At 70.5% G+C, this 20114-nt stretch carries 19 protein-coding genes and 1 tRNA gene; 8 read left to right on the top strand and 12 right to left on the bottom strand.

Translation table 11 applies throughout. The features are described from left to right. Nucleotides 1-63 precede the first annotated feature (63 nt). From ABD987_RS20930 to ABD987_RS20920, 3 genes are all read left to right on the top strand, one after another. Nucleotides 64-996, top strand: coding sequence for a TauD/TfdA dioxygenase family protein (locus ABD987_RS20930; RefSeq protein WP_345395901.1), 933 nt, complete (start codon nucleotides 64-66; stop codon nucleotides 994-996). Nucleotides 997-1013: 17 nt separating this feature from the next. Further along, complete coding sequence (locus ABD987_RS20925) at nucleotides 1014-1448, top strand: limonene-1,2-epoxide hydrolase family protein (RefSeq protein ID WP_345395898.1); 435 nt, start codon at nucleotides 1014-1016, stop codon at nucleotides 1446-1448. A 463-nt stretch (nucleotides 1449-1911) separates the two neighbouring features. Further along, nucleotides 1912-4380 carry an endonuclease/exonuclease/phosphatase family protein gene (locus ABD987_RS20920; RefSeq protein WP_345395895.1) on the top strand — a complete coding sequence of 823 codons (2469 nt, stop codon included), beginning with the start codon at nucleotides 1912-1914 and terminating at the stop codon, nucleotides 4378-4380. Between the two features lie 155 nt (nucleotides 4381-4535). On the opposite strand, the gene ABD987_RS20915 is transcribed toward ABD987_RS20920, so the two are convergent. The 3 genes from ABD987_RS20915 to ABD987_RS20905 are packed head-to-tail and all read right to left on the bottom strand — an operon-like array spanning nucleotide 4536 to nucleotide 6074. Then, on the bottom strand, nucleotides 4536-5261 hold the full coding sequence (locus ABD987_RS20915) for a DUF899 family protein (RefSeq protein ID WP_345395892.1): 726 nt from the start codon (nucleotides 5259-5261) through the stop codon (nucleotides 4536-4538). Continuing rightward, complete coding sequence (locus ABD987_RS20910) at nucleotides 5258-5653, bottom strand: ArsR/SmtB family transcription factor (RefSeq protein ID WP_345395889.1); 396 nt, start codon at nucleotides 5651-5653, stop codon at nucleotides 5258-5260. Before ABD987_RS20910 ends, ABD987_RS20915 begins: the two co-directional genes overlap by 4 nt. Then, on the bottom strand, nucleotides 5643-6074 hold the full coding sequence (locus ABD987_RS20905; RefSeq protein WP_345395886.1) for an SRPBCC domain-containing protein: 432 nt from the start codon (nucleotides 6072-6074) through the stop codon (nucleotides 5643-5645). The genes ABD987_RS20910 and ABD987_RS20905 overlap by 11 nt, the downstream gene beginning before the upstream one ends. 120 nt (nucleotides 6075-6194) lie before the next feature. Here ABD987_RS20905 and ABD987_RS20900 point away from each other — a divergent pair, with 120 nt between their 5' ends. After that, nucleotides 6195-7487 carry a hypothetical protein gene (locus ABD987_RS20900; RefSeq protein ID WP_345395883.1) on the top strand — a complete coding sequence of 431 codons (1293 nt, stop codon included), beginning with the start codon at nucleotides 6195-6197 and terminating at the stop codon, nucleotides 7485-7487. A gap of 156 nt (nucleotides 7488-7643) precedes the next feature. Here the strand turns inward: ABD987_RS20900 and ABD987_RS20895 are convergent, their stop codons facing one another. The 6 genes from ABD987_RS20895 to ABD987_RS20870 all read right to left on the bottom strand — a co-directional run bounded on the left by ABD987_RS20895 (nucleotide 7644) and on the right by ABD987_RS20870 (nucleotide 12964). Beyond that, nucleotides 7644-7985: a hypothetical protein gene (locus ABD987_RS20895; RefSeq protein ID WP_378214198.1), complete on the bottom strand. Its 342-nt coding sequence runs from the start codon at nucleotides 7983-7985 to the stop codon at nucleotides 7644-7646. Nucleotides 7986-8008: 23 nt separating this feature from the next. Next, the gene (locus ABD987_RS20890) at nucleotides 8009-10756 is read right to left on the bottom strand and encodes an FtsK/SpoIIIE domain-containing protein (RefSeq protein WP_345395877.1); all 2748 of its coding nucleotides are present in this window, start codon (nucleotides 10754-10756) and stop codon (nucleotides 8009-8011) included. 8 nt (nucleotides 10757-10764) lie between these two features. Further along, nucleotides 10765-11010 carry a hypothetical protein gene (locus ABD987_RS20885; RefSeq protein WP_345395874.1) on the bottom strand — a complete coding sequence of 82 codons (246 nt, stop codon included), beginning with the start codon at nucleotides 11008-11010 and terminating at the stop codon, nucleotides 10765-10767. A gap of 8 nt (nucleotides 11011-11018) precedes the next feature. After that, the gene (locus ABD987_RS20880) at nucleotides 11019-11279 is read right to left on the bottom strand and encodes a hypothetical protein (protein ID WP_345395871.1); all 261 of its coding nucleotides are present in this window, start codon (nucleotides 11277-11279) and stop codon (nucleotides 11019-11021) included. 773 nt (nucleotides 11280-12052) lie between these two features. Then, nucleotides 12053-12137: transfer RNA gene (locus tag ABD987_RS20875), tRNA-Ser, on the bottom strand. Nucleotides 12138-12199: 62 nt separating this feature from the next. Next, complete coding sequence (locus ABD987_RS20870; RefSeq protein ID WP_378214178.1) at nucleotides 12200-12964, bottom strand: PP2C family protein-serine/threonine phosphatase; 765 nt, start codon at nucleotides 12962-12964, stop codon at nucleotides 12200-12202. A gap of 70 nt (nucleotides 12965-13034) precedes the next feature. On the opposite strand from ABD987_RS20870, the gene ABD987_RS20865 reads away from it, so the two are divergent. Then, a complete protein-coding gene (locus ABD987_RS20865; RefSeq protein WP_345395865.1) occupies nucleotides 13035-14792 on the top strand; it encodes an N-6 DNA methylase in 1758 nt (585 codons plus the stop codon). A 26-nt stretch (nucleotides 14793-14818) separates the two neighbouring features. Further along, complete coding sequence (locus ABD987_RS20860; protein ID WP_345395862.1) at nucleotides 14819-15712, top strand: serine/threonine-protein kinase; 894 nt, start codon at nucleotides 14819-14821, stop codon at nucleotides 15710-15712. 38 nt (nucleotides 15713-15750) lie between these two features. Here ABD987_RS20860 and ABD987_RS20855 read toward each other — a convergent pair whose 3' ends face one another. Continuing rightward, nucleotides 15751-16260, bottom strand: a complete 510-nt coding sequence (locus ABD987_RS20855) for a hypothetical protein (RefSeq protein ID WP_345395859.1) — start codon at nucleotides 16258-16260, stop codon at nucleotides 15751-15753. Nucleotides 16261-16483: 223 nt separating this feature from the next. Between ABD987_RS20855 and ABD987_RS20850 the strand changes: the two genes are divergently transcribed. Further along, entirely contained in the window at nucleotides 16484-17158 is a 675-nt protein-coding gene (locus ABD987_RS20850) for a L,D-transpeptidase family protein (protein ID WP_345395856.1), read from the top strand. A gap of 41 nt (nucleotides 17159-17199) precedes the next feature. On the opposite strand, the gene ABD987_RS20845 is transcribed toward ABD987_RS20850, so the two are convergent. Continuing rightward, nucleotides 17200-18735 carry a 3-hydroxyacyl-CoA dehydrogenase gene (locus tag ABD987_RS20845; protein ID WP_345395853.1) on the bottom strand — a complete coding sequence of 512 codons (1536 nt, stop codon included), beginning with the start codon at nucleotides 18733-18735 and terminating at the stop codon, nucleotides 17200-17202. A gap of 56 nt (nucleotides 18736-18791) precedes the next feature. Between ABD987_RS20845 and ABD987_RS20840 the strand changes: the two genes are divergently transcribed. Then, on the top strand, nucleotides 18792-19415 hold the full coding sequence (locus ABD987_RS20840) for a TetR/AcrR family transcriptional regulator (RefSeq protein ID WP_345396229.1): 624 nt from the start codon (nucleotides 18792-18794) through the stop codon (nucleotides 19413-19415). Here the strand turns inward: ABD987_RS20840 and ABD987_RS20835 are convergent. After that, nucleotides 19400-20077 carry a TetR/AcrR family transcriptional regulator gene (locus ABD987_RS20835; RefSeq protein WP_345395850.1) on the bottom strand — a complete coding sequence of 226 codons (678 nt, stop codon included), beginning with the start codon at nucleotides 20075-20077 and terminating at the stop codon, nucleotides 19400-19402. The two genes, ABD987_RS20840 and ABD987_RS20835, sit on opposite strands and share 16 nt — an antisense overlap. Nucleotides 20078-20114 lie beyond the last annotated feature (37 nt).

Genomic DNA, 20114 nt, shown 5'->3' with positions numbered 1-20114 from the left:
GCCACGGTGAAATCGTGGCCGTCCTCGTCTGCCCGTATCCGGAAAACCCTTGGGAGCCAACCAATGTCCGTGGATCTGCCTGCCCGCGTCCCGCTCCGCTCGGCCGCCGTCCCCGACGACGGGATTCTCGAAGGGCCCCGCGTCCTGCGGCGGCTGCCCCACGGCGTCGAGGAACGCCCGTACGAACTGTTCACCCTGCGCCCGCTCGGCCGCGTCATCGGCGCCGAAATCGACGGCGTCGACCTCGGCGAACCACTGACGCCCACACTGCACGCCGAGCTGAACCGCGCGCTGCTCGAATGGAAGGTGCTGTTCTTCCGCGACCAGGACATCACCTCGGCCCAGCAGCGCGCGTTCGCGGCGCACTGGGGCGAGCTGGAGACCAACCCGTTCATCCCGCAGGGCGACACCGCGCAGGTCACCCGGTTCGCGCGCTCCGCCGGCATGCCCGCGTTCGAGAACATCTGGCACGTCGACGTCACCTTCCGGCCCAGCCCCGCGCTCGGCTCGGTCCTGCGGCTCGTCGAGGTGCCGCCGGTCGGGGGCGACACGCTGTGGGCGGACATGGCCGCCGCCTACGACAACCTGCCCGAGGACGTCCGCGCGCGCATCGACGGGCTGACCGCCGTGCACGACTTCGTCCCCGGCTTCGCCCGCTTCACCGACCCGGACCAGCTGGCACGCAGGCAGGACGAGTTCCCACCGGTCGAGCACCCGGTGGTCCGCACCCACCCGGAGACCGGACGGCGCACGCTGTTCGTCAACCAGGCGTTCACCACCCACCTCGTCGGCGTGGACCGCGCCGAGAGCGACCGCCTGCTGCGCTACCTCTTCAGCCGCGCGCACATCCCGGAGTTCCAGGTGCGGTTCACCTGGCGGCCCGGCTCGGTCGCGTTCTGGGACAACCGCGCGACCCAGCACTACGCGGTCAACGACTACCACCCGCACGTCCGGGTGGCCGAACGTGTCGCCATCGCGGGCGACCGGCCGTTCTGAGGCCTAGCCTCGAAGGCATGACCGAGCCCCAAGACGTGGTCGAACACTTCCTCCGTGCGCTCGAGAACCTCGACATCGACGGCGCGCTCGCCTTCGCCTCCGACGACATCGTGTACCAGAACGTCCCGCTCCCGCCCGCGCGCGGGCGCGCGGCGGTGGAGAAGCAGCTGCGCCTGCTGACCCGGTTCGGCACCGGGTTCGAGGCGCGGACGCGCCACATCGCCGCGAACGGGCCGATCGTGCTCACCGAACGCACCGACGTGCTGCGGTCGGGCGCGTGGGAGGCGAAGTTCTGGGTGTGCGGCACCTTCGAGGTCGTCGACGACGAAATCGTGCTGTGGCGCGACTACTTCGACTGGACGACGTTCCTCGCGGCGAGCGCCAAGGGCGCCGGGCTGGCGGCGCTGGCCGGCGCGCGCACCCTGCTGGCACGGGCCCGCGGCGAGCGCTAGCGGAACCTGGTCACACCGTCAGGACGCTCCGCACGCGACGTGCCCCTCGTCGCGACGGAGCGCCCTGACAGCGCGATCGCGGCAGCGCTCGGTGCGAACACTGCCGCGATCCCACGCGGCTACACGAGCGCGCAAGCGAGCATGATCGGCCCCCACACGATCACACTCCCTCCCCCCGCGCCGTGCGCCGCGGTGGACGACCGGGGTCCACTGTGTCCTGGAACTGTGGTCTAGAACACCTTTTCGGCCGCCCACGAGTAAGGTACTGCGGCCCGGCTACAAAGGCGCCGAAGCTTGAGGTTCATTTAAGGCAGATGCGCCGTCCGGGTGACGAACCGGTCCAGGCTGTCACTTTGCGCGCCCGACCGGTCACGCGTCACGAATTGTTGCAGTTGTGTCTTCCTGATCCTCACTTGTTCGGGGGACGATTCGTCGACCGTCCGAGCGACCAGGGGGACCGAGGGTGAGCAGAACCCGCCGTACCGGAGTACCAGCTTCACTGATCGTGATCGCCACCGCGGGCCTGCTGGTCGGCGGGATCACCGCGCCGTCCGCACTCGCCGCGCCCAGCGCCGACGCCGTGATCGCCGAGGTCTACGGCGGTGGCGGTAACTCCGGGGCCGCGCTGACCAGCGACTTCGTCGAACTCGGGAACCGGGGAGCAGCCTCCGCGAGCCTCGACGGGTTCAGCGTCCAGTACCTGCCCGCGACGCCGGGCGCGTCGAGCACCTGGCAGGTCACGAAGCTCGCCGGCGCCGTCGGGCCCGGCGGCCGCTACCTCGTCGCCGAGGCGAAGGGCGCGGGCGGGACGGTCGCGCTGCCCACCCCGGACGCCACCGGCGTCATCGGCCTGTCCGCCACCGCGGGCACCGTCGCACTCGTGCGGGGCACCGACCCGCTGACCTGCAAGACCGCCGCCGACTGCGCGGCCGATTCGCGGATCAAGGACCTGGTCGGCTTCGGCTCGGCGGTGGTCCGCGAGGGCAGCCCTGCCGCGGCGACGACCAACACGACCTCCGCCGCGCGCGCCGCCTCGCTGGCCGACACGGACGACAACGCCGCCGACTTCACCGTCGGGGCCCCGACCCCGACCAACAGCAAGGGCGAGACGCCGGGCGGGGACGGTACGCCGCCGGTCACCGCGAAGATCCACGACATCCAGGGCACCACCCGGATTTCCCCGCTGAAGGACCGGAAGGTCGGCGGCGTGACCGGGATCGTGACCGCGCTGCGCACGTTCGGATCCGCACGGGGATTCTGGTTCACCGATCCGCATCCGGACAACGATCCGCGCACCAGCGAGGGCCTGTTCGTGTTCACCGGGTCGACCAGCCCGGCGGTGGCGGTCGGCGACGCCGTCACCGCGAGCGGCGTCGTGCGCGAGTTCTACCCCGAAGCCCCCGCGACGTCGACACACCAGTCGCTGACCGAGCTGTCGAGTGCACAGTGGACAGTGGAGTCGCACGGTAACCCGCTGCCCGCGCCGACCGTCGTCACGCCCGAGCAGGTGCCCGACGCGTACGCGCCGTCGCCGGGCGGGAACATCGAATCGTTGCCGCTGGAGCCGTCGAAGTATTCGCTGGACTTCTGGGAATCCCACGAGAGCGAGATCATCAGCGTCACCGACGCGCGGGTGGTCGGGCCGACGAGCAAGTACAACGAGCTCTATGTCACCACCAAGCCGCACCAGCACGAGACCTCGCGCGGCGGCACGGTCTACCTGGACTACGACAAGCTCAACACCGGCGTGCTCAAGGTGCAGTCGCTGATCCCGTTCGAGCAGCGGCCGTTCCCGAAGGTCAACGTCGGCGACGTGCTGGCCGGGGTCACCTCCGGTCCGGTCGAGTACAGCAGCTTCGGCGGGTACACGCTGTTCGCGAGCACGCTCGGCACGGAGAAGGACAACGGGCTGAAGCGGGAGACCACGCGCAAGCAGCGTTCCGGCGAGCTCGCGGTGGCGACCTACAACGTCGAGAACCTGTCCCCTGTGGACGGTGCGGAGAAGTTCGGCAAGCTGGCGAGTGGCGTCGTGGACAGCCTGGCGTCGCCGGACATCGTGAACCTGGAGGAGATCCAGGACAACAACGGCCCGGCCGACGACGGCACGGTCGCGGCCGACCAGACGCTGAAGAAGTTCACCGACGCCATTGTCGCCGCGGGCGGTCCGCACTACGAGTGGCGGGCGATCGACCCGGTCAACGACGCCGACGGCGGGCAGCCGGGCGGCAACATCCGCGTCGCCTTCCTGTTCAACCCGGCCCGAGTATCCTTTGTGGACAAGCCGGGCGGCACGGCGACCGCGCCGGTCGGGGTGACCACCACGCACGGCAAACCGCACCTCACCTTCTCGCCGGGCCGGGTGGACCCCGGAAACGAGGCGTGGACGGCGAGCCGGAAGCCACTGGCGGGCGAGTTCGTGTTCCACGGCCGGACCGTGTTCGTCATCGCCAACCACTTCAACTCCAAGGGCGGCGACCAGCCGACCCACGGCCGGTTCCAGCCGCCGTCCCGGAGTTCGGAGACGCAGCGCGCCAAGCAGGCAACCGTGTTGCGTGGCTTTGTCGACAAACTCCTCGCCGCGGACCGCTCCGCGAACGTCGTCGTCGCGGGCGACCTGAACGACTACCCGTTCTCGCCCGCGGTCCGGACGCTGACCGCGGGTGGCGCGCTGAAGGACCTGATCGCCGGGCTGCCGGAGGCGGAGCGGTACAGCTACGTCTACGAAGGACAGTCGCAGGTGCTCGACCACATCCTGGCCTCGGCGGCGCCGCGCGGTGTCGACTACGACGTCGTGCACGTCAACGCCGAGTTCGCCGACCAGGCGAGTGACCACGACCCGCAGGTGGTGCGGTTCCGGCCGGGCGCGGGCAACGTGTTCCAGGACTCGCTGTACGACTGGCTGGATCGCCTGGAGCAGCTGTTCGGCCGGTAGTCCTTGCCAGACAACAAAAGCCGCTGCTGCCGCCACCTTGCCCGGCTCAAGCGCCCCAATGTGGCGTTCGGTGCGTTGGACGCACCGAACGCCACATTGGCTGCGTTGAGCGCACCCAATGCCACATTGGGGCGCTCGGCGCGACCCTGCTCAGTTCAGCGCACTGCGGCGCCGAGATCGTCGGATCGTCCAGCCCGAAGCCGGGACCACTGGGCCACCGGACGTCCGTCCAGGCGGAGGAGATCGCGGTCGACGGGCCACCCCTGCGGCCAGCCGTCCGGCGAATCCTCCCAGGTCTCCTGCCTGCCGTAGGCGGTCCGGTCCAGCAGCCCGTAACTGGGCGACATCACCTCGAACCCGCGGCCGTTGGTGGAGTAGGTCTCGTAGACCTTGTCGCCCTGCCGGAGGTAGCACGCCAGCAGGAAGAACGGGCGCCCGGCGAGCAGCGCGTCGGCGGAGGACTCGACCGAGTACCATGGCACGTCCCAGCCCATGAAGTCGCGGTAGCGGACGCTCTCCTCGTACGGGCCCTGGCAGAACGTGGCATAGGTGACGTCGCGGGCGTGCAGGTAGGACAGCTCGCGAATCTGTCCATTGTAGAAAGTGCAGCCCTCGCACTGCTCGGCCGCCGGGTGCCCGTTGTGCCACATGTGGAAGTAGGCGATCAACTGACGGCGACCCTCGAACACCTCAAGCAGCGGCACCGGACCGTCCGGGCCGAGCACCTCGATGGCGGAGTCCACCTCCACCATCGGCAGCCGCCGCCGGGCCGCCGCGATCGCGTCGCCTTCATGGGTGTGCGCCTTCTCCCGTACCCGCAGTGCGTCCACTTCGGACTGCCAGGTGGCCCGGTCGACCACCTGGGGAATACTCGCGGTCATCGGTCGTTTCCTTCCGTTTCGCTCGCTTCGAGATGGTTCTTCAACGCGCCGAGCGGACCGTCCCAGTCCCGGGCCAGCGCCGCCAGGAACCGCTGCGCCACCCGCATCGGCGCGGAGTTCAGCCGGAACCGCACCCGGCGACGTTCACCGGGAACGGCGATCACCAGCTCGGCTTCGGTCAGCAGGGCGAGATGCTTGGCGATCGCCTGCCGGGTGATCGGCAGCCGGGCCGCCAGGTCTGTGGCGGTGGCCGGGCCACCGGTGGCGAGCTCGGCCAGGATGGCGCGACGGCTCGGATCGGCCAGCGCGGCGAAGACCTGTTCGGCGACCGCCTCGGTGTCCTGACCTGCGGGAAAAGCGTCGCCTGCCCCCGTCTCGGTGTCAGGCGGCATCGAGGTAGGCGACGAGCTCGCCCAGTTCGTTCGCCCAGCCCGTGGTGTTGCCGTCGAACGCCACGCGATAGGTGTCCTCGGACAGCTGGGCGAATCCGGTCTCGACCACCGTCAGCCGGGTGCCCTCGGCCACGGGTTCGAGGGTGAACTCGACGTAGGTGCGGCGCGGATCGTCCTCGGGCAGCCCGTAGATCCGCCAGGTGAACCCGAAGACCTTCGGCTCCTCGATGCGCTCCACCCGCATGTCGGCCACATGCCCTTCGGCCCAGGTCATCCGGGCCGCGCCGCCGGGGCGCAGGTCGATTTCGGCGGTTTCGCCGAACCACGCGGCGAGCCCCTCCGCCGTGGTGAGCGCCGCCCACACCTTGCCCGGTGACTGGGTGATCTCGACGGTCCGCTCGATGCGATCAGGAAAGGCCATGGCGTCTCCAAACGAGTAGCAACTGTTCGGTTGCCACTCTATGGCAACCATCTGGTTGCGTCAACTCTCGACCCGAAAACCGGTTGTGACACCACGGAACCGGCTGCGACGCTCGGCGACGTGCTCACCGAACTGCACCTGCACTTCCATGGCTGTATCCGGCCACTCGCACTACTCGATCACCTAGCGCGGGCCAAGTACGCGCTGTGGGACTGGTACGAGGCGGAGATGGCGACCGCGTACGGGGCCGTGCCCGCGACCCGGCAGGTCGTCGAGCGGTACCGGCACGGCGACCAGTCCGCGACGGTGGAGTTCGAGGAGCTGTTCGTGTTCGGCGAAGCGGACGCGGGCACGTTCGCCCGATTCCAGGCGAAGGCGAACCTGCTGTGGATCGCGGCGCGGCCGGACGACCACACGAAACCGTGGTCCGACACCGACGACGAGGTCGCCCGGTTCGCCGAGGGGATCCGCACGAGCCACCGGCAGCAGGGCGTCGGATACGCGGAATTCCGGGTCAGCGCGGACATGGTCGCCGCGGCCCACCGCGGTGGCACTGAAGGGCTCGTCGAACGCTTCGCGATTTCCTTGCCGCGTAAGGATCCCTGGCCGGAATGGCAGCGTGTCCAGGAACTCGCCCTCGGGCCGTACGGGTCCTCGGTGACCGGGGTGGACTTCTGCGCCAACGAAGAAGGACATCCTCCGAAGGAGAAGGCCGCATTTTTCGCGGCGGTCCACGACTTCAACGCGGCACATCCGGAACGCGCGCTGGCGATTCTGTACCACGTAGGGGAAAGCTTCGGCGACAAGAGCCTGGAAAGCGCGGTGCGCTGGGTGGACGAAGCGGCCGAACTCGGCGCGCACCGGCTGGGTCACGCCATCGCGCTCGGTGTCGACCCCGGGCTGTTCGGCACGCGCACGCGCGTGGAGCCGGTGGCCGAACGCCGGGACCAGATCGCCTACGACCTCCGCCACCACGACGGACTGCGTGCCGCCGGAATACATGTCGATCCGTTGGCACTGCGCGAAGAACTCGCGCGCCTCGACGCTCTGCCGTCCGACGCGCCGATCACCGTCGAGTACGACCACGCACGGCTCGACGAAGTCCGTCGCCGCCAGGAGTACGCCATCGCGCGGGTCCGCTCGACGGGCGCGGTGATCGAGGTCTGCCCCACGTCGAACCGGCGGATCGCCGGCCTGACCGACCCCGCGCACCACCCAATCCACCGGTTCCTTTCCGCAGGGCTACCGGTGGTGGTCTCCTCCGACGACCCGGGCATCTTCGGCACCACCCTGGCCGACGAACTCGCCTGGGTCTGCGAACACACCGGAGGCGACGAAGACCTGCGCCGTACTTTGCTGGAAACCGCCTGGCAGAGCCGCTCCGAAGTCCTCACCGGCCGAGAAACCCCGTGACCAAGCGGAGTTCTCACGTGATTGAACACCGAACTCACGTGATTGGACGGAGAACTCGCGTGATTGCAGGCGTACCTCGTCCAATCACGCGAGTTTCGTCTCTGATCACGTGAGATCTCCGGCTGATCACGCGAGATCGCTGTTCGGTCCCGGGGTTCAGCGTTTGGCGCGCCAGCCCAGTGCCAGTACGGCTTGGACGAGTTCCTGGTAGCTCGGCTTGACCTCTTCCAGGTACCGCTCCAGGTACTGCGGCCGCGCGGTCGACACCGGCTCCGGCTCTTCCAGCTCCAGCCAGGTCAGCCGTTCCACGTTGTGCTGGGCCATTTTCCACCAGCGGGCGGCGCGTTCGGCGGCGCGTTCCTCGACTTCGGCGGCGGCGGCCACCGCGGCGTGCGCGTCGGCCAGCGCGGTTTCCAGTTCGTCGACGCGGGCGATTTCCCAGTTGCGCAGGTTCTCGGCCGAGCCCCTGGCCATGCCCACGATCTCCTTGTACCGCATGGCGGCGGTGATGCCATCGTCGGTCACGACACACCTGTCCCTTCGAAATCGGGCCGCTGGAACGGAATGATCACCTCGGGCGCGCCGTGGGTGGTGCGGTCGAAGAACAACGCCCGGCCCGGTCGCGGCGACCAGTGCACGACCTGTCCCGCGGCGAACGGCGACAGCTCGTTGCCCTGCACGTCGAGCGCCGCCCAGGTGCCGATGTCGTCGGTGCCGCCGAACCCGAGGGTGTCCTTCAGCCGCGCGATGCTGCGCCACCAGCCGATCGTGTGAATACCGTGGCCCGGCCCCTGTTTCAGCACCGTGCGCAGGTGATCGAGCCCGCTCTTGGGCTGGCCGACCGCCTTGGCCTCCAGCACCGGCAACGCCGCGTCGATCCCGTACAGCAGCAGGATCTTCGCGGTGTCCGCTGTGGACAGTCCATCGACGATCCCGGCCAGCCGGGCCGGGAGATCCTCGGCAAGTTCGACCCGGTGACCCTCGTTGCCCAGCCGTCCGACCAGCTCACGCACGGCGGGAAGGCAGGCTTCGACCGGGCAGCTCACCACGAACTCGACCGCGTCGCCCTCGTACTGACGGGCCAGCGACCGGGCCGCCGAGTCCATAATGGACAACGCCTCGGCGGTCGCACCGCCCAGCACGGCGATGTTGCGGCCGGGTGCGCGCGGGAGGTCGACGCCGCAGGCGGCCTCGGTGACGTCGATCGACTGGCCGAGCAGCGCGCGCGGCCGGTCGTTCGGCTTGAGCTCGGCGTACACCGGGAATTGTTCCAGCACGGGCGAATGCGCGCCGTCGAACAGCCGTGGCCGCGCGAAGCTGTCCGCGTACTTCTCCCACAGTTTGTGCTGGAGGTCGACGAAGACGTTCTTGCTGCTCGCGTCCGGCACATGGGCGAGCTGGTTTCCGTGCGCCACCCCCGAATCGTGGTTGAGCACGGCGTGCCACTTCGGCGCGGATACCGCGGCGTTGTTCGTCTCGGCGAGCACGCGCCGCGCCTTCGGCATCGCGATGCGCAGCGTGCACTGCTCGAACACCGCCGGTTTCCCCCAGAACGCCTCGATCCCCGCGACGTCCTGGCTGGCCAGCACCAGGTGGATGCCCTGCGAACGGCCGCGTCGCGCGATGTCCTCCAGCAGCTGAGTGGCCTGCGCGGTGACGCCGTCGCGGCCGGCGAACAGGTACTGGAACTCGTCGATCACCGCGACGATGCGCGGCCAGTGCCCGGTGGGATCCTGTTCGCGCAGGTCAGCGAGGTTGGTGACCTCCTGTTCCTTGGCCGCCGCCGAGCGCCGTCGCAGCTCGTCGGCGAGGAACCGCAGCAGTGCCAGGCCGAACTCGCGGTCGGTGTTCACGTTGACACCGACGAGCCGGGCGTGCGGCAGCCAGCTGGCGTCCTTGCGGCCCGGCGCGAGCCCGGCGAAGGACACGCCTTCCTTGAAGTCGAGCAGGTACAGCGCCAGCTCGTCCGGGCCGTACCGCGCGCACATGCTGCCCAGCATCGCGTAGAGGAAGTTCGTCTTCCCCGACCCGCTCGGGCCGCCGATGAGCGCGTGCGGGCTCGCGTCGCCGATGACGACCTCGACCGGCTCGCCCTCGAAGAATCCCACGGGGGCACGGAGTTCCCGCGACGAACTCTCCTTGCCGAACTCGGTCGGCAGCAGGTCGGCGAACGAGCGCGGGCCGCCCTGCTTGGCGATCAGCGCCTCGGCGATCCGGCCCGCGGCGCGGATGACCTGTCCGGAAGGCAGCGGCGGGTCCAGGTCGACGACCAGGTCGGTTCCGGTCATGCTGCTGATCGCGCGGCGGTCGTCGAGCAGGCTGAGCGTCTCGACCGCCGCGTTGACCGCGGTCGGCACGTCCACCATGATCAGGCAGATGCCCGCCGCGAGCGCGCCGCTCGCGACCCGCTTGAGGTCCCTCGCCCGTTCGGGTTCCAGCGTTTCGCCGTTGCCGTAGAGCACCGCGACCCGGAACGGCTCGACCCGCTGCCCGCTGGCGCGGCGGATTTCCCGCAACGTCGTGTGCCCCGCCTGCATCCCGGTGGCGTGGATGCGGCGGATGTGCCCGGCGAGCTCGTCGAGCAGGTCTTCCAACCGCCCGGGGTCGTACAGCGTCAACGCGCTGGTGCGGCTGAGCGGGTACAGGTCCGGCAGGATCGCGGTCAGCTGCCCCATGTCCCACAGGTGCACCCGCACCGCGCCGGGCTCGAACGTGCTGAGCACGCGGATGAGCAGGTTCTGCACGATCGCGTCGATGGCGGGCCGGGTCTTCGGCGCCGACGTGATCGCCAGGTGGGATTCGTCCAGCAGCGGGACCGCGACGTCGAAGGTCCTGGCGATGTCGCGGCCTGCCGTGGTCACCGAGCCGACGCGCCACAGCCCCGGCGCGGTGATGCCGGGGTTGTGGCCGACGCGGCCGAGCCATTCGCCCGGCGGCCTGCCCGCCGGGCCGGGTGCGTTGGAGGCGACCAGTTCGCGTAGTTCGTTCGGCCCCGCGGACCAGTCCGTGTAGTACGCGCCGCGGACGCCGCTCAGCGCGGTGAAGACGTCGTGGGCGGCCGGGTGGCGGGACCATTCGTGCTGTTGCTCGGTGGTCGCGTGGTCCATGCCGACCTTGACGATCTGCTGTTCCAGTTCGAGTTTCGCGAGTTCGGCCGCCGCGGCCTTGCGAGCGCCCGCGGCGGCGCCGAGCACCAGCCCGATCTGGTGCCGGACCCGGTTCAGCGCGGTCCGTACCCGGTCGCGCTGTTCGGCTGCCTTGCTCTTCATGGAATTCCCTAGAGACGTGACTGGTAACCGCTTACCAGGTCGTCCGCGGCGGCGAGCCGGGTGAGGAGCTGGTCGAGCCCCTCATCGGCCTGCGCGAACTGCACAGGGAGCCAGGGGTCGGCCTTGGCCTGTGCGTCGACCAGTGCCCGCCGGGCGTCACCGAGCAGGCTCTTGGCCCGCTCGGTGTGGGCCCGCCCGTTCGCGAGTCCGTCCTGGACGGCGGTCAGCAGTTGGTGAAGCTCGGCGAGTCCCATGTGGGAGGTCAGAGCCGTGCCGAGTACGAGTCGGCCGACGAAATGCTCGCCTGAATGGTGCTCTGCATACCGCTGATTCCTTGCAGCGCTTCGGCGAGCAGGCCGTGAGCCTGGTTCACCTCTTGCTGACTGCTGCCCTGGGTCGCCTGCGCGAGCGACTGCTGGGCTTCTTCGAGAGATTGCGCGGCTTGTTGAAGTGCGGCGATGCTCGCGGACGCCTTCTCGTTCGCGAGCGCGATGCCAGCGCGGATCTCTTCGACTCCGGCCATGGGGGCGGACTCCTTGGGAAGTGTGAGGCTGGAAACGAACTAGTACAAACTTAGCGTGGTCAAACGACTCTGGTAAGTGAACTTGGGTGAACCAACAAGGCCCCGGACGCCGAAAACGTCCAGGGCCTACGGGCGTGCGGAAGTACCGGATTCGAACCCGCGAAGGTGTCGTGCACCGGGGCTCTTGCCCCGCTGGCCCCAGGTCAGTGGGGTATTCGTGGCACGGCCAACCTCCGCGAACCGGTACGAACGAGACGGTGACTGAGACTAGCGTGGGCATCGGACCTCACCGCCACCGGAGCCGACTTCGTGGCCGAGCTGGATGAACCAAGTATGGCGCGCCGGGAGGCGTTGGGGGGCAAGGCAAATGCCAGATTGGCAACGGGATTGACAAGCGCGGCCGACCGGAACCGGGCACCGGCGCCGGAGCCGCGACGCCCCGCTGTGCGAACCCACCCGATCGCGCGTCCGTTCGAGTGGCACTCGCCTGCGGTCGGAGTACGCGGGCGCGTACTTTCCGCCACCACGACGGCTTTTCCCGACCAGGGCAGCATGCCGCAACACGGTGCGGCGCGGTGATTTCCCCGCCGAAAGGATGAAAGATGGCCGCCCTCCTCGTGCCCTGTCCGGAAAACGTACTGACGATGCCCGGCGAACCACGGAACGAAGGAGACCGCCCAGCGCCGGGGAGGCCGCCGGACACGCGGCCCGAGCCCGGCAACGGGAAACGCCGGGCAACCCTGGGGCCGCCCGGCGTTTCGCCTGCTGAAGCGCGGAGGATACAGGATTCGAACCTGCGAGGGCGTGAACCCAACACGCTTTCCAAGCGTGCGCCTTAGGCCGCTCGGCCAATCCTCCGTGGAGAACGATACCGGATGGGTCGGCGCCGGTGCACAGGAGGTCTGACCTGCGCCGGAGACTCAGGCGGGGAGCGCGTCGGCGACGACGCAGGTGATGTTGTCCGGCCCGCCGCCGTCGTTGGCGAGATCGATGAGGGCGGGGACGGCCTGGGCGGGCTCCGGGGTCCCGGCGAGGATGTCCCGGATGGCCGATTCGGCCGCCGGAGCGGTCAGCCCGTCGGAGCACAGCAGGTAGCGGTCACCGGGTTCGGGAGTGAACGTCCACAGATCGGGGTCCTGTCCGCCGACGCCTTGAAGCGCTTTCATGAGCAGGGAGCGACGCGGGTGATCGGCTGCTTCGTCGGGGGCGATCCGGCCGTCTTCGACCAGCGCCTGCACGAAGGTGTGATCACGGGTGAGCCGCCGGAGCTCGCCGCCGCGAAGCAGGTAGCCGCGGGAATCCCCGATATGCGCGGCGGCGAACCGGGTGCCGTCGAACAGCAGCGCGGTGAGGGTGGTCCCCATGCCCTCGGTGGCGGGTTCACGCGCGGAGATCTCCGCCAGCCGGACGGGGATCCGCAGCACCGCCTCGCCCAGTGTCGCCTGGAGGTCGAGCGCGGCCGGGTCCAGTGCCCGCAGTTCGGCGTCGAGTTCACCGAGCACCGCGACCGCCGCCGCGCTGGCGACCTCGCCGTAGGGCTGGCCGCCGATCCCGTCGGCCACGGCGAGCAGCCGCCCGCTGGCGTAGACCGAGTCCTCGTTCACGTCCCGGCGGCGTCCGACGTCGGAGCCGGCCGCGTAGCGCAGGACGTAGCGCGGCGTCTGCTGCTGTGTCATGGCACCCATAAAAGCACTGGTTGACTCAGTTCACAAGGAAAGCTGGCGAAAACAGAAGTTGCGGCTAGAGTGACCGGTCATGGACGACGCGAGGATCAGCGCGGTCGAGATCGCCCGGCTGGCGGGTGTGGGGCGGGCCGCGGTCAGCAACTGGCGCCGCCGCTATCCCGACTTCCCCGCGCCGATCGGCGGCAGCGCGTCCAGCCCGCTGTTCTCCCTCGCCGCTGTCCAGTCCTGGATGCGCGCCAGGGGCAAGCACTTCGAACTCACGACAGGAGAACGCGCGTGGCGGCGATTACGTGCCCTCGGTGACGATCTCGAACTCGGCACCCGGCTGAGCAGGGCCGGGGCGTACCTCGCCGGCCGGGTCAGGGACCTCGACCCCGAGCTCGCGACGCTGCTCGACGAGCTCACCGCCGAGATCGGGGACGCCGCCGCCTTCGAGCTGTTGTTCGGCCGCTACACCGAGGCGCACTCACGCCAGCTTTCGAACACACCGGCGCCGGTCGCGCGGCTGCTGGCCGGGCTCGCCGGCCGGGGTGCCGAGAGCGTGCTCGACCCCGCCTGCGGGTTCGGCACGCTGCTGCTGGCCGTCGACGCGCCGTGGGTACTCGGCCGGGACGTCGATCCGGTGGCCGCGTCGATCGCCGCGCTGCGCCTGGCCCTGCACGGCTACGACGGGGAGGTCCGCGAGGCGGATTCCCTGCGCGAGGACGACGCCGGCATCGGACTCGCGGACGTGGTGCTGTGCGACCCGCCGTTCAACGAACGGACATGGGGACACGACGAACTGATCGGCGACACCCGCTGGGAATACGGGCTCCCGCCGCGCGGCGAGTCCGAGCTGGCCTGGGTGCAGCACTGCCTCGCACACGTGAAACCGGGTGGGCTGGTGGCGATCCTCATGCCCGGCGCGCCCGCTTCCCGCCGCGGTGGGAAGCGGATCCGCGGGAACCTGTTGCGGGCGGGGGCGTTGCGCGCGATCTTCACCCTCGCGCCCGCCGGGCCGGACCTCTGGCTGCTGCGCCGCCCCGAGCCGGGCGGGCGGGCACCTTCGACCGTGCTGCTCGCCGGGCCGGTCGACGAACTGTCCACTGTGGAGAAACTGTGGCGGGAGTACGAACGCGACCCCGGGGCGGCGGGCACCCGGATCATCGACCTGCTCGACGACGACATCGACCTCACCCCGGCGCGACGGCGGAACGGTACGGAGCATTCCGGCCGGGCCTTCGCCGAGGCGTACGACCGGTTTTCCGCGTTGCCGCTGGCGATACCGTCGTTCGCCCCTGGCGAGGCGGAGCCCGCGTTCACCACGGTCGGCGAGCTGATCAGGGCGGGGGTGCTCGAACTGCGGCACGCACCGGCGAAGACGGCCGACGGCGACCACCCGCTGCTCACCCTCGACGATCTGGCCGCCGGACGCGCGCCGACCGGGCGGGCCGCGTCCGCCGCCGGTGAGGTGGTGGCCGAGGCGGGCGACGTCGTCGGGTCCGTGACCGGCCTCGCCCGCGTCCACAGTGGACCGTCGGTGCGCGTCGGCCCCGCGTTGTCGGTGTACCGGGTGGATCCCGAGCGGCTGGACGCGTGGTTCCTGGTGGGCTGCCTCCGCGCGGCGGAGCTGCCCGCGAACAGCGGCTCGACGCGGTTCGACGTCCGCCGGACCCGGATTCCGCGTCACCCGGTGGAAACGCAGCGTGAACTCGGCCGCGCGTTCGCCCGGCTCACCGCGTTCGACGACGCCGTGCGCGAGGCGGCCGAGATCGGCCACACCCTGGTCAGGCTAGGATTTGCCGGGCTCACCGAGGGGCGCTTGGAGCCGGGAAGCCCGAACCGGTGACGTCAGGGGGCCAGACGGGAGGCCGGATGCTCATCGCCGATCGCTACGAACTCGACGAACTGCCGAGAGGTCGTGGCGGGATGGGCGCGGTGCACGGCGGTCACGACCGCAGGCTCGGCCGCCGGGTCGCGGTCAAGCTGCTGCGGCTGCCCGGCGGCGACGAGGAGCTCGAACAGCGGTTCGCCAGGGAGGCCAGGATCCTGGCCACACTCGATCATCCCGGGGTGCCGACGCTGTACGACTTCGGGACCCACGACGAGCGGTTGTTCCAGGTCATGCAGTTCGTCGACGGGGTGACCGTGGCCGATCTGCTCGCCGAGCACGGCCCGCTGCCGGTGCCGTGGGCGGCCGCGATCGCGGCACAGGCCTGCGCCGTGCTCACCGCGGCGCACGCGCTTTCGGTCTGTCATCGCGACCTCAAGCCGGCGAACCTGATGCTGTGCCCCGACGGCAGTGTCAAGGTGATGGACTTCGGGCTCGCGGTGCTCCGGGAGGCCGACGTCGCGCAGTTCACCAGGGCCGGCCAGATCCTCGGCACCCCGTCGTACATGGCGCCCGAGCAGATCCAGCGCGGCGTCGCCGAGCCGCGCAGCGACCTGTATGCGCTCGGCTGCGTCCTGCACGAAATGCTCACCGGTGTCCAGCTGTTCAGTGGTCCGACCGCGTACGCGGTGTTCGAGAAGCAGGTGAAGGACGCGCCGCCCGAGGTACCGGACGTGCCTCGCGCGCTCAACGCCGTCCTCGCCGAGACGCTGGCGAAGGCCCCGGAACGCCGTCCGGCCGGAGCGGCCGTGCTGTACGACCGGCTCGGCCCGTTCGCACGGGACCTCCCGCCGCTGCCCGGGTTCCTGCGCCCACCGGACGAACCGAGCCCTGGCCGGATGTACGCGCGCATGGTCGGTGCCGTCCTTTCCGGATAGTCCTGTTCGAGCAGTCCTTTTCGGACATTTCGTGCCGGTCAGCGGGCGGACGCGACGCGACGGCCCTCCGCGAGGGGCAGGCGCAGCTGCTGGATGCGGTGCAGCGTCATCGCGTTCTGCACGCCGATGCTGATCCCGATGGTCAGCGCGATGGACGCCGAGGTGAGCGGCCCGGTGATGCCGAGCACAGTGCCGAGACCGACGAAGCCAAACCGGGCCGCGATGGTCACCAGCCACAGCACCACCGTCATCGCCGCCCCCTTCTGGAAGGTCGTCCCGGCGCGCTCGGTCAGCGTCGTGGTGGCGGCGCGGGCCGCGCCGAGAGCGGCGAGCACCACGATGTCGGCGACGAGCAGGCCGACCTCGGCGGTGGTGGCGCCGGGCAGCGCCTTGACGACGAAGAACGCGCCGACGACGACCAGGATCAGCGGCAGCCGCATCAGGCCGGAGCGGGTGAGCAGGGTGCCCCGCAACTGCTTGTAGATCATCCGGTAGAAAACGAGACCCGCGATCCCGACGTAGACCAGAATGGTGACTGCGGTGTTCATGGCGAGGGACTCCTTCGATCCGGCCTGCTTCTTGGTGCTCTCAGCATCGGCGGATCGGGCGGGGAATTCGTCGGCGCACGGGCCGGTCCCGGGTTGAGCCCGGTATCAACCCCAGGGTGGAGACGCGCGCTGCCCGAAGGTCACTCCGGGGCAACCAGGGCGGGGCGGGATTCGTCACCAGGACGAGAGCACGATCGGACGGCGGAGGAGGAGGTGCCTGGGCATGCGGACGTGGACACGGCTGCTGACCGGGTCGGCCGCGCTGGCGGCGACGCTCGCGCTGGCCGGCTGCGGCGAGGGCGGCGTGCCGGGCACGGCGGCGCCCGCGGTGACGACCACACCGGCCGTGCCGGTCACGACGAGCACGGCTCCCCCGACCAGCGCGGCCGCGGTGACGCCGACCACACTCCCCGGCAGCGGCGCCCCACGGACCGGCACCGTCGTCCCGTCGGCACCGCCCGCTCCGGCCACGCCATCGGACGGCACGCCCACGCCCTCGCCGGTCACGCCACGGCCGCGGGCGAAGGACGCCGGGGTGCCGTGCGAGGCCGCCGTGGAATCACGCGAAACGAACGCGTGTGTCGACCTGTCGGCACGCAAGGCGTGGCTGCTGGCGCGGGGCAAGGTCCTCTACGGTCCCGTGCCGATGCTGCCGGGGCGGAAGGACTTCCAAGCGCTTCTCGGCACGTTTCACGTGCTGTCCAAGGAAAAGCTGCACCGGCCGAAGGAGCGCGGCGTCCCGCCGATCACCAACTCGGTGTTCTTCCGCCCCGGTGAGGCCTTCCACTTCGGCAGCCTGACCGAGTACACGCACGGCGGTATCCACCTGTCGTTCGGCGCGTCGGTGAAGTTCTTCAAAGCGCTCCGGGTCGGTGACCTGGTCCAGATCGTCCGGTAACCACGCAATGTCCACTGAGGACGTCCACAGCGGGCCTGTCGTCACGGCCCCAGCAGATCCGCCGGTGTCGTCCCGGTCGCGGTGAGCGGGAGACCCAGCGCGGCGCGTTCGGTGAGCCAGCCGCTCGGCCGGTAACGCGGGTCCCCGGTGCTCGCGGCCAGCCCGCGCAGGATGCGCAGCGCCTCGTCCGCGCCGAGCGCCTCGCCCCAGGCCAGCGGGCCACGGGGGTAGCCGAGCCCGAGCCGGACGGCGGTGTCGATGTCGGCGGGCGCGGCGAGCCGCTGCTCGGCGATGAAGCACGCGGTGTTGACGATCGAGGCGAGCAGGCGCTGCGCGATCGGGGCCGGGGCGTCGCGGACGACACTCACCGGCCGTCCGGTCGCGGCCAGCGCGCCCCACAGCGCGCGGCCGGCGGCGGGGTCGAGGCCGGGATGCACGGACAACGTCAGCCGCCGCTCGAACCGGCCGAGCGGATCGACGCCGCCGACCCGTTCCGGCGGCAGCCCCGCCCGGCGCGCGGCGTCCACTGTGGACTCGCCGAACGGGGTGACGAGGAGGACGGCGTCGGGGTAGGCGTCCGGCACCACCTGCACACCGGATTCGTTCAGCAGCCGGGCGAGTCCCTCGTCGGCGGTGTAGACCGGGCAGTCCGGGGCGGGCGGCGACGTTGGCTCGGGTTCGACCTGCTGGACACCGTCCTCGTAGCGATAGAAGCCTTCGCCGTTCTTCCGGCCGAACAGCCCGGCAGCCACGCGCGGCCGCGTCAGCCACGACGGCCGCAGGCGCGGATCGCCGTGGAACCCGCTCCAGATGCTCTCCAGCACGGCGTGGGACACGTCGAGGCCGGTGAGGTCCAGCAGTTCGAACGGGCCGAGCTTGAGACCGAGCACGTCGCGGGCGATACGGTCGACGTCGGCGGGGCTCGCGACGGCCTCGGAGAGGATCTGGAGCGCCTCGGTGCCGAGGCCGCGGCCCGCGTGGTTGACCAGGAACCCCGGCGCGTCGGGCGCGAGCACCGGTTCGTGCCCCCAGCGACGGACGAGGTCCAGCGCCGCGGCGGGGATCCAGCCCGCGGTCCGGGTGCCGGGCACGACCTCGACCAGGCGCATCAGCGGGACCGGGTTGAAGAAGTGCAGGCCGACGAACCGGGACGGATCTTCGAGCCCGGCGGCGATCTCGGTGACCGACAGGGAACTGGTGTTGGTGGCGAAGACCGTCCGTGGTCCGCAGACCCGTTCCAGCTCGGCGAAGAGCGTCCGCTTGGTTTCCAGGTCTTCGCGGGCGGCCTCGATCACCAGGTCCAGATCGTCTGCCGGGGCGGTGGGCCCGTCGACCGCGACGAGCCGGGCCTTGACGGCGGCGGCGTCGGTGCCGTCCTTGGTGGACAGCTTCCCCTTCGCGGCGAGCTTGTCGGCCATGGCGCCGATGTGCTCGATGGCGCGGGTGACGGCCTCCTGCCGGACGTCGGCGAGTTCGACGGTCATCCCGGCGGTCGCGGCGAGCTGCGCGATGCCCCGTCCCATCACGCCGGTCCCGACGACCCGGATCCTGCCGACCTGTGCTGCCCACTCCGTCACGTCGTGCCGCCTTCCGCAGAGGTGTCTCCACCGCGAAAGGTACCGTCTCGGCCGTGATGGCGAAGCGGTTGACGCGGGCGGAAAGCCGCGAACGGACGAGAGAACGCCTGCTCGCCGCCGCGGCCGAACTGTTCGCCGAGCGCGGGGTCAACGGGACGTCGGTGGAACAGATCGCCGAACGCGCGGGGTACACGCGCGGCGCGTTCTACGGCAACTTCGAGGACAAGCACGAGTTGGTCGTCGAGCTGCTCGCCCAGCGGAGAGCACGGGAGGCCGAGGAGATCACCGCGCTCGCCGAGGGCGTCGGCTCGTTCGAGGAGATGCTGCGGCGACTGCGTGCCTGGCATGTCGAACGGGCGCGGCATCTCCCGGAGTGGTTCGTCCTGCGCGCCGAGCTCACGCTGTACGCGCTCCGCAATCCTTCGGCCCGGCCGCTGGTCGGCGCGGGCGAACTCGAGGCGCGCGCGTTGCTCGAAGGCGGGATCTCCGCCGAGCTGGCCCGGCGCGGGGCACGCCCGCCCGCGGACCCGGGATTCCTCGCGCTGATCGTGCACGCGCTGGAGGACGGCCTGCTTCGCCAGCGCTACCTGATTCCCGACGGCATCGGCGACGACGTCGTGGTGGACGCGCTGGAACTGCTCATGCGCTCCTGGTCGGCGGGTGCTCAGAGCCCGACGTAGTCCGCCATCCGCTCGGTCAGGTAATCGAAGTACGCGTCCGCCGGGTCGACACTGCCGACGTACTGGCCGAACAGCTCGAAGCTGATCGCCCCGAACAGCTGAGTCCACGCCGTGAGCAGCCGGAGCATGGTCTGCGCGGAGACGGCGACGCCGAGCTGCCCGGCGACCGCCTCGGCCTGGGCACGCAGCCGGGGTTCGAGGGCTTCTTCGCGCGGGGAGCGCGGCTCCGCCCGCCGCGTCACGGCGACCAGCGCCAGCGCGACCCGGCCCGCGGGGGCGACGGTGTCCTGCGGCGCCTGGTAGCCGGGGATCGGTGAGCCGTAGATCAGCGCGTACTCGTGCGGACGCTCCCTCGCCCAGGCACGGGTGGCGCGCCAGATCCGGCCCCAGCGGACGCGGGCCGGGTCGTCCGGATAGCGGTCGGCGCGTTCCGCGGCCTCCCCGATCGCGTTGTACGCGTCGAGGATGAGTTCGGTCAGCAGGTGATCCCGGCTCGGGAAGTACCGGTACAGCGCCGAGGAAACCATGCCCAGCTCGCGGGCCACCGCACGCAGCGAAAGGCCGTTCGCGCCGACTTCGGCCAGCTGACGCCGGGCCTCGTCCTTGATCTCCCTGGTCAGCTCGGCCCTGGCGCGCTCGCGGGCCGTCTTCGGCGCGGTCATGGCGTTCAGTGTGCCAGTTCGAGAGCGCTGCACAAAA

This window comes from Amycolatopsis samaneae (assembly GCF_039541975.1).
Lineage (GTDB): Bacteria > Actinomycetota > Actinomycetes > Mycobacteriales > Pseudonocardiaceae > Amycolatopsis > Amycolatopsis samaneae.
The sequence above is the reverse complement of the archived record's forward strand: the minus strand, read 5'-3'. Positions and strand labels throughout refer to the sequence as shown.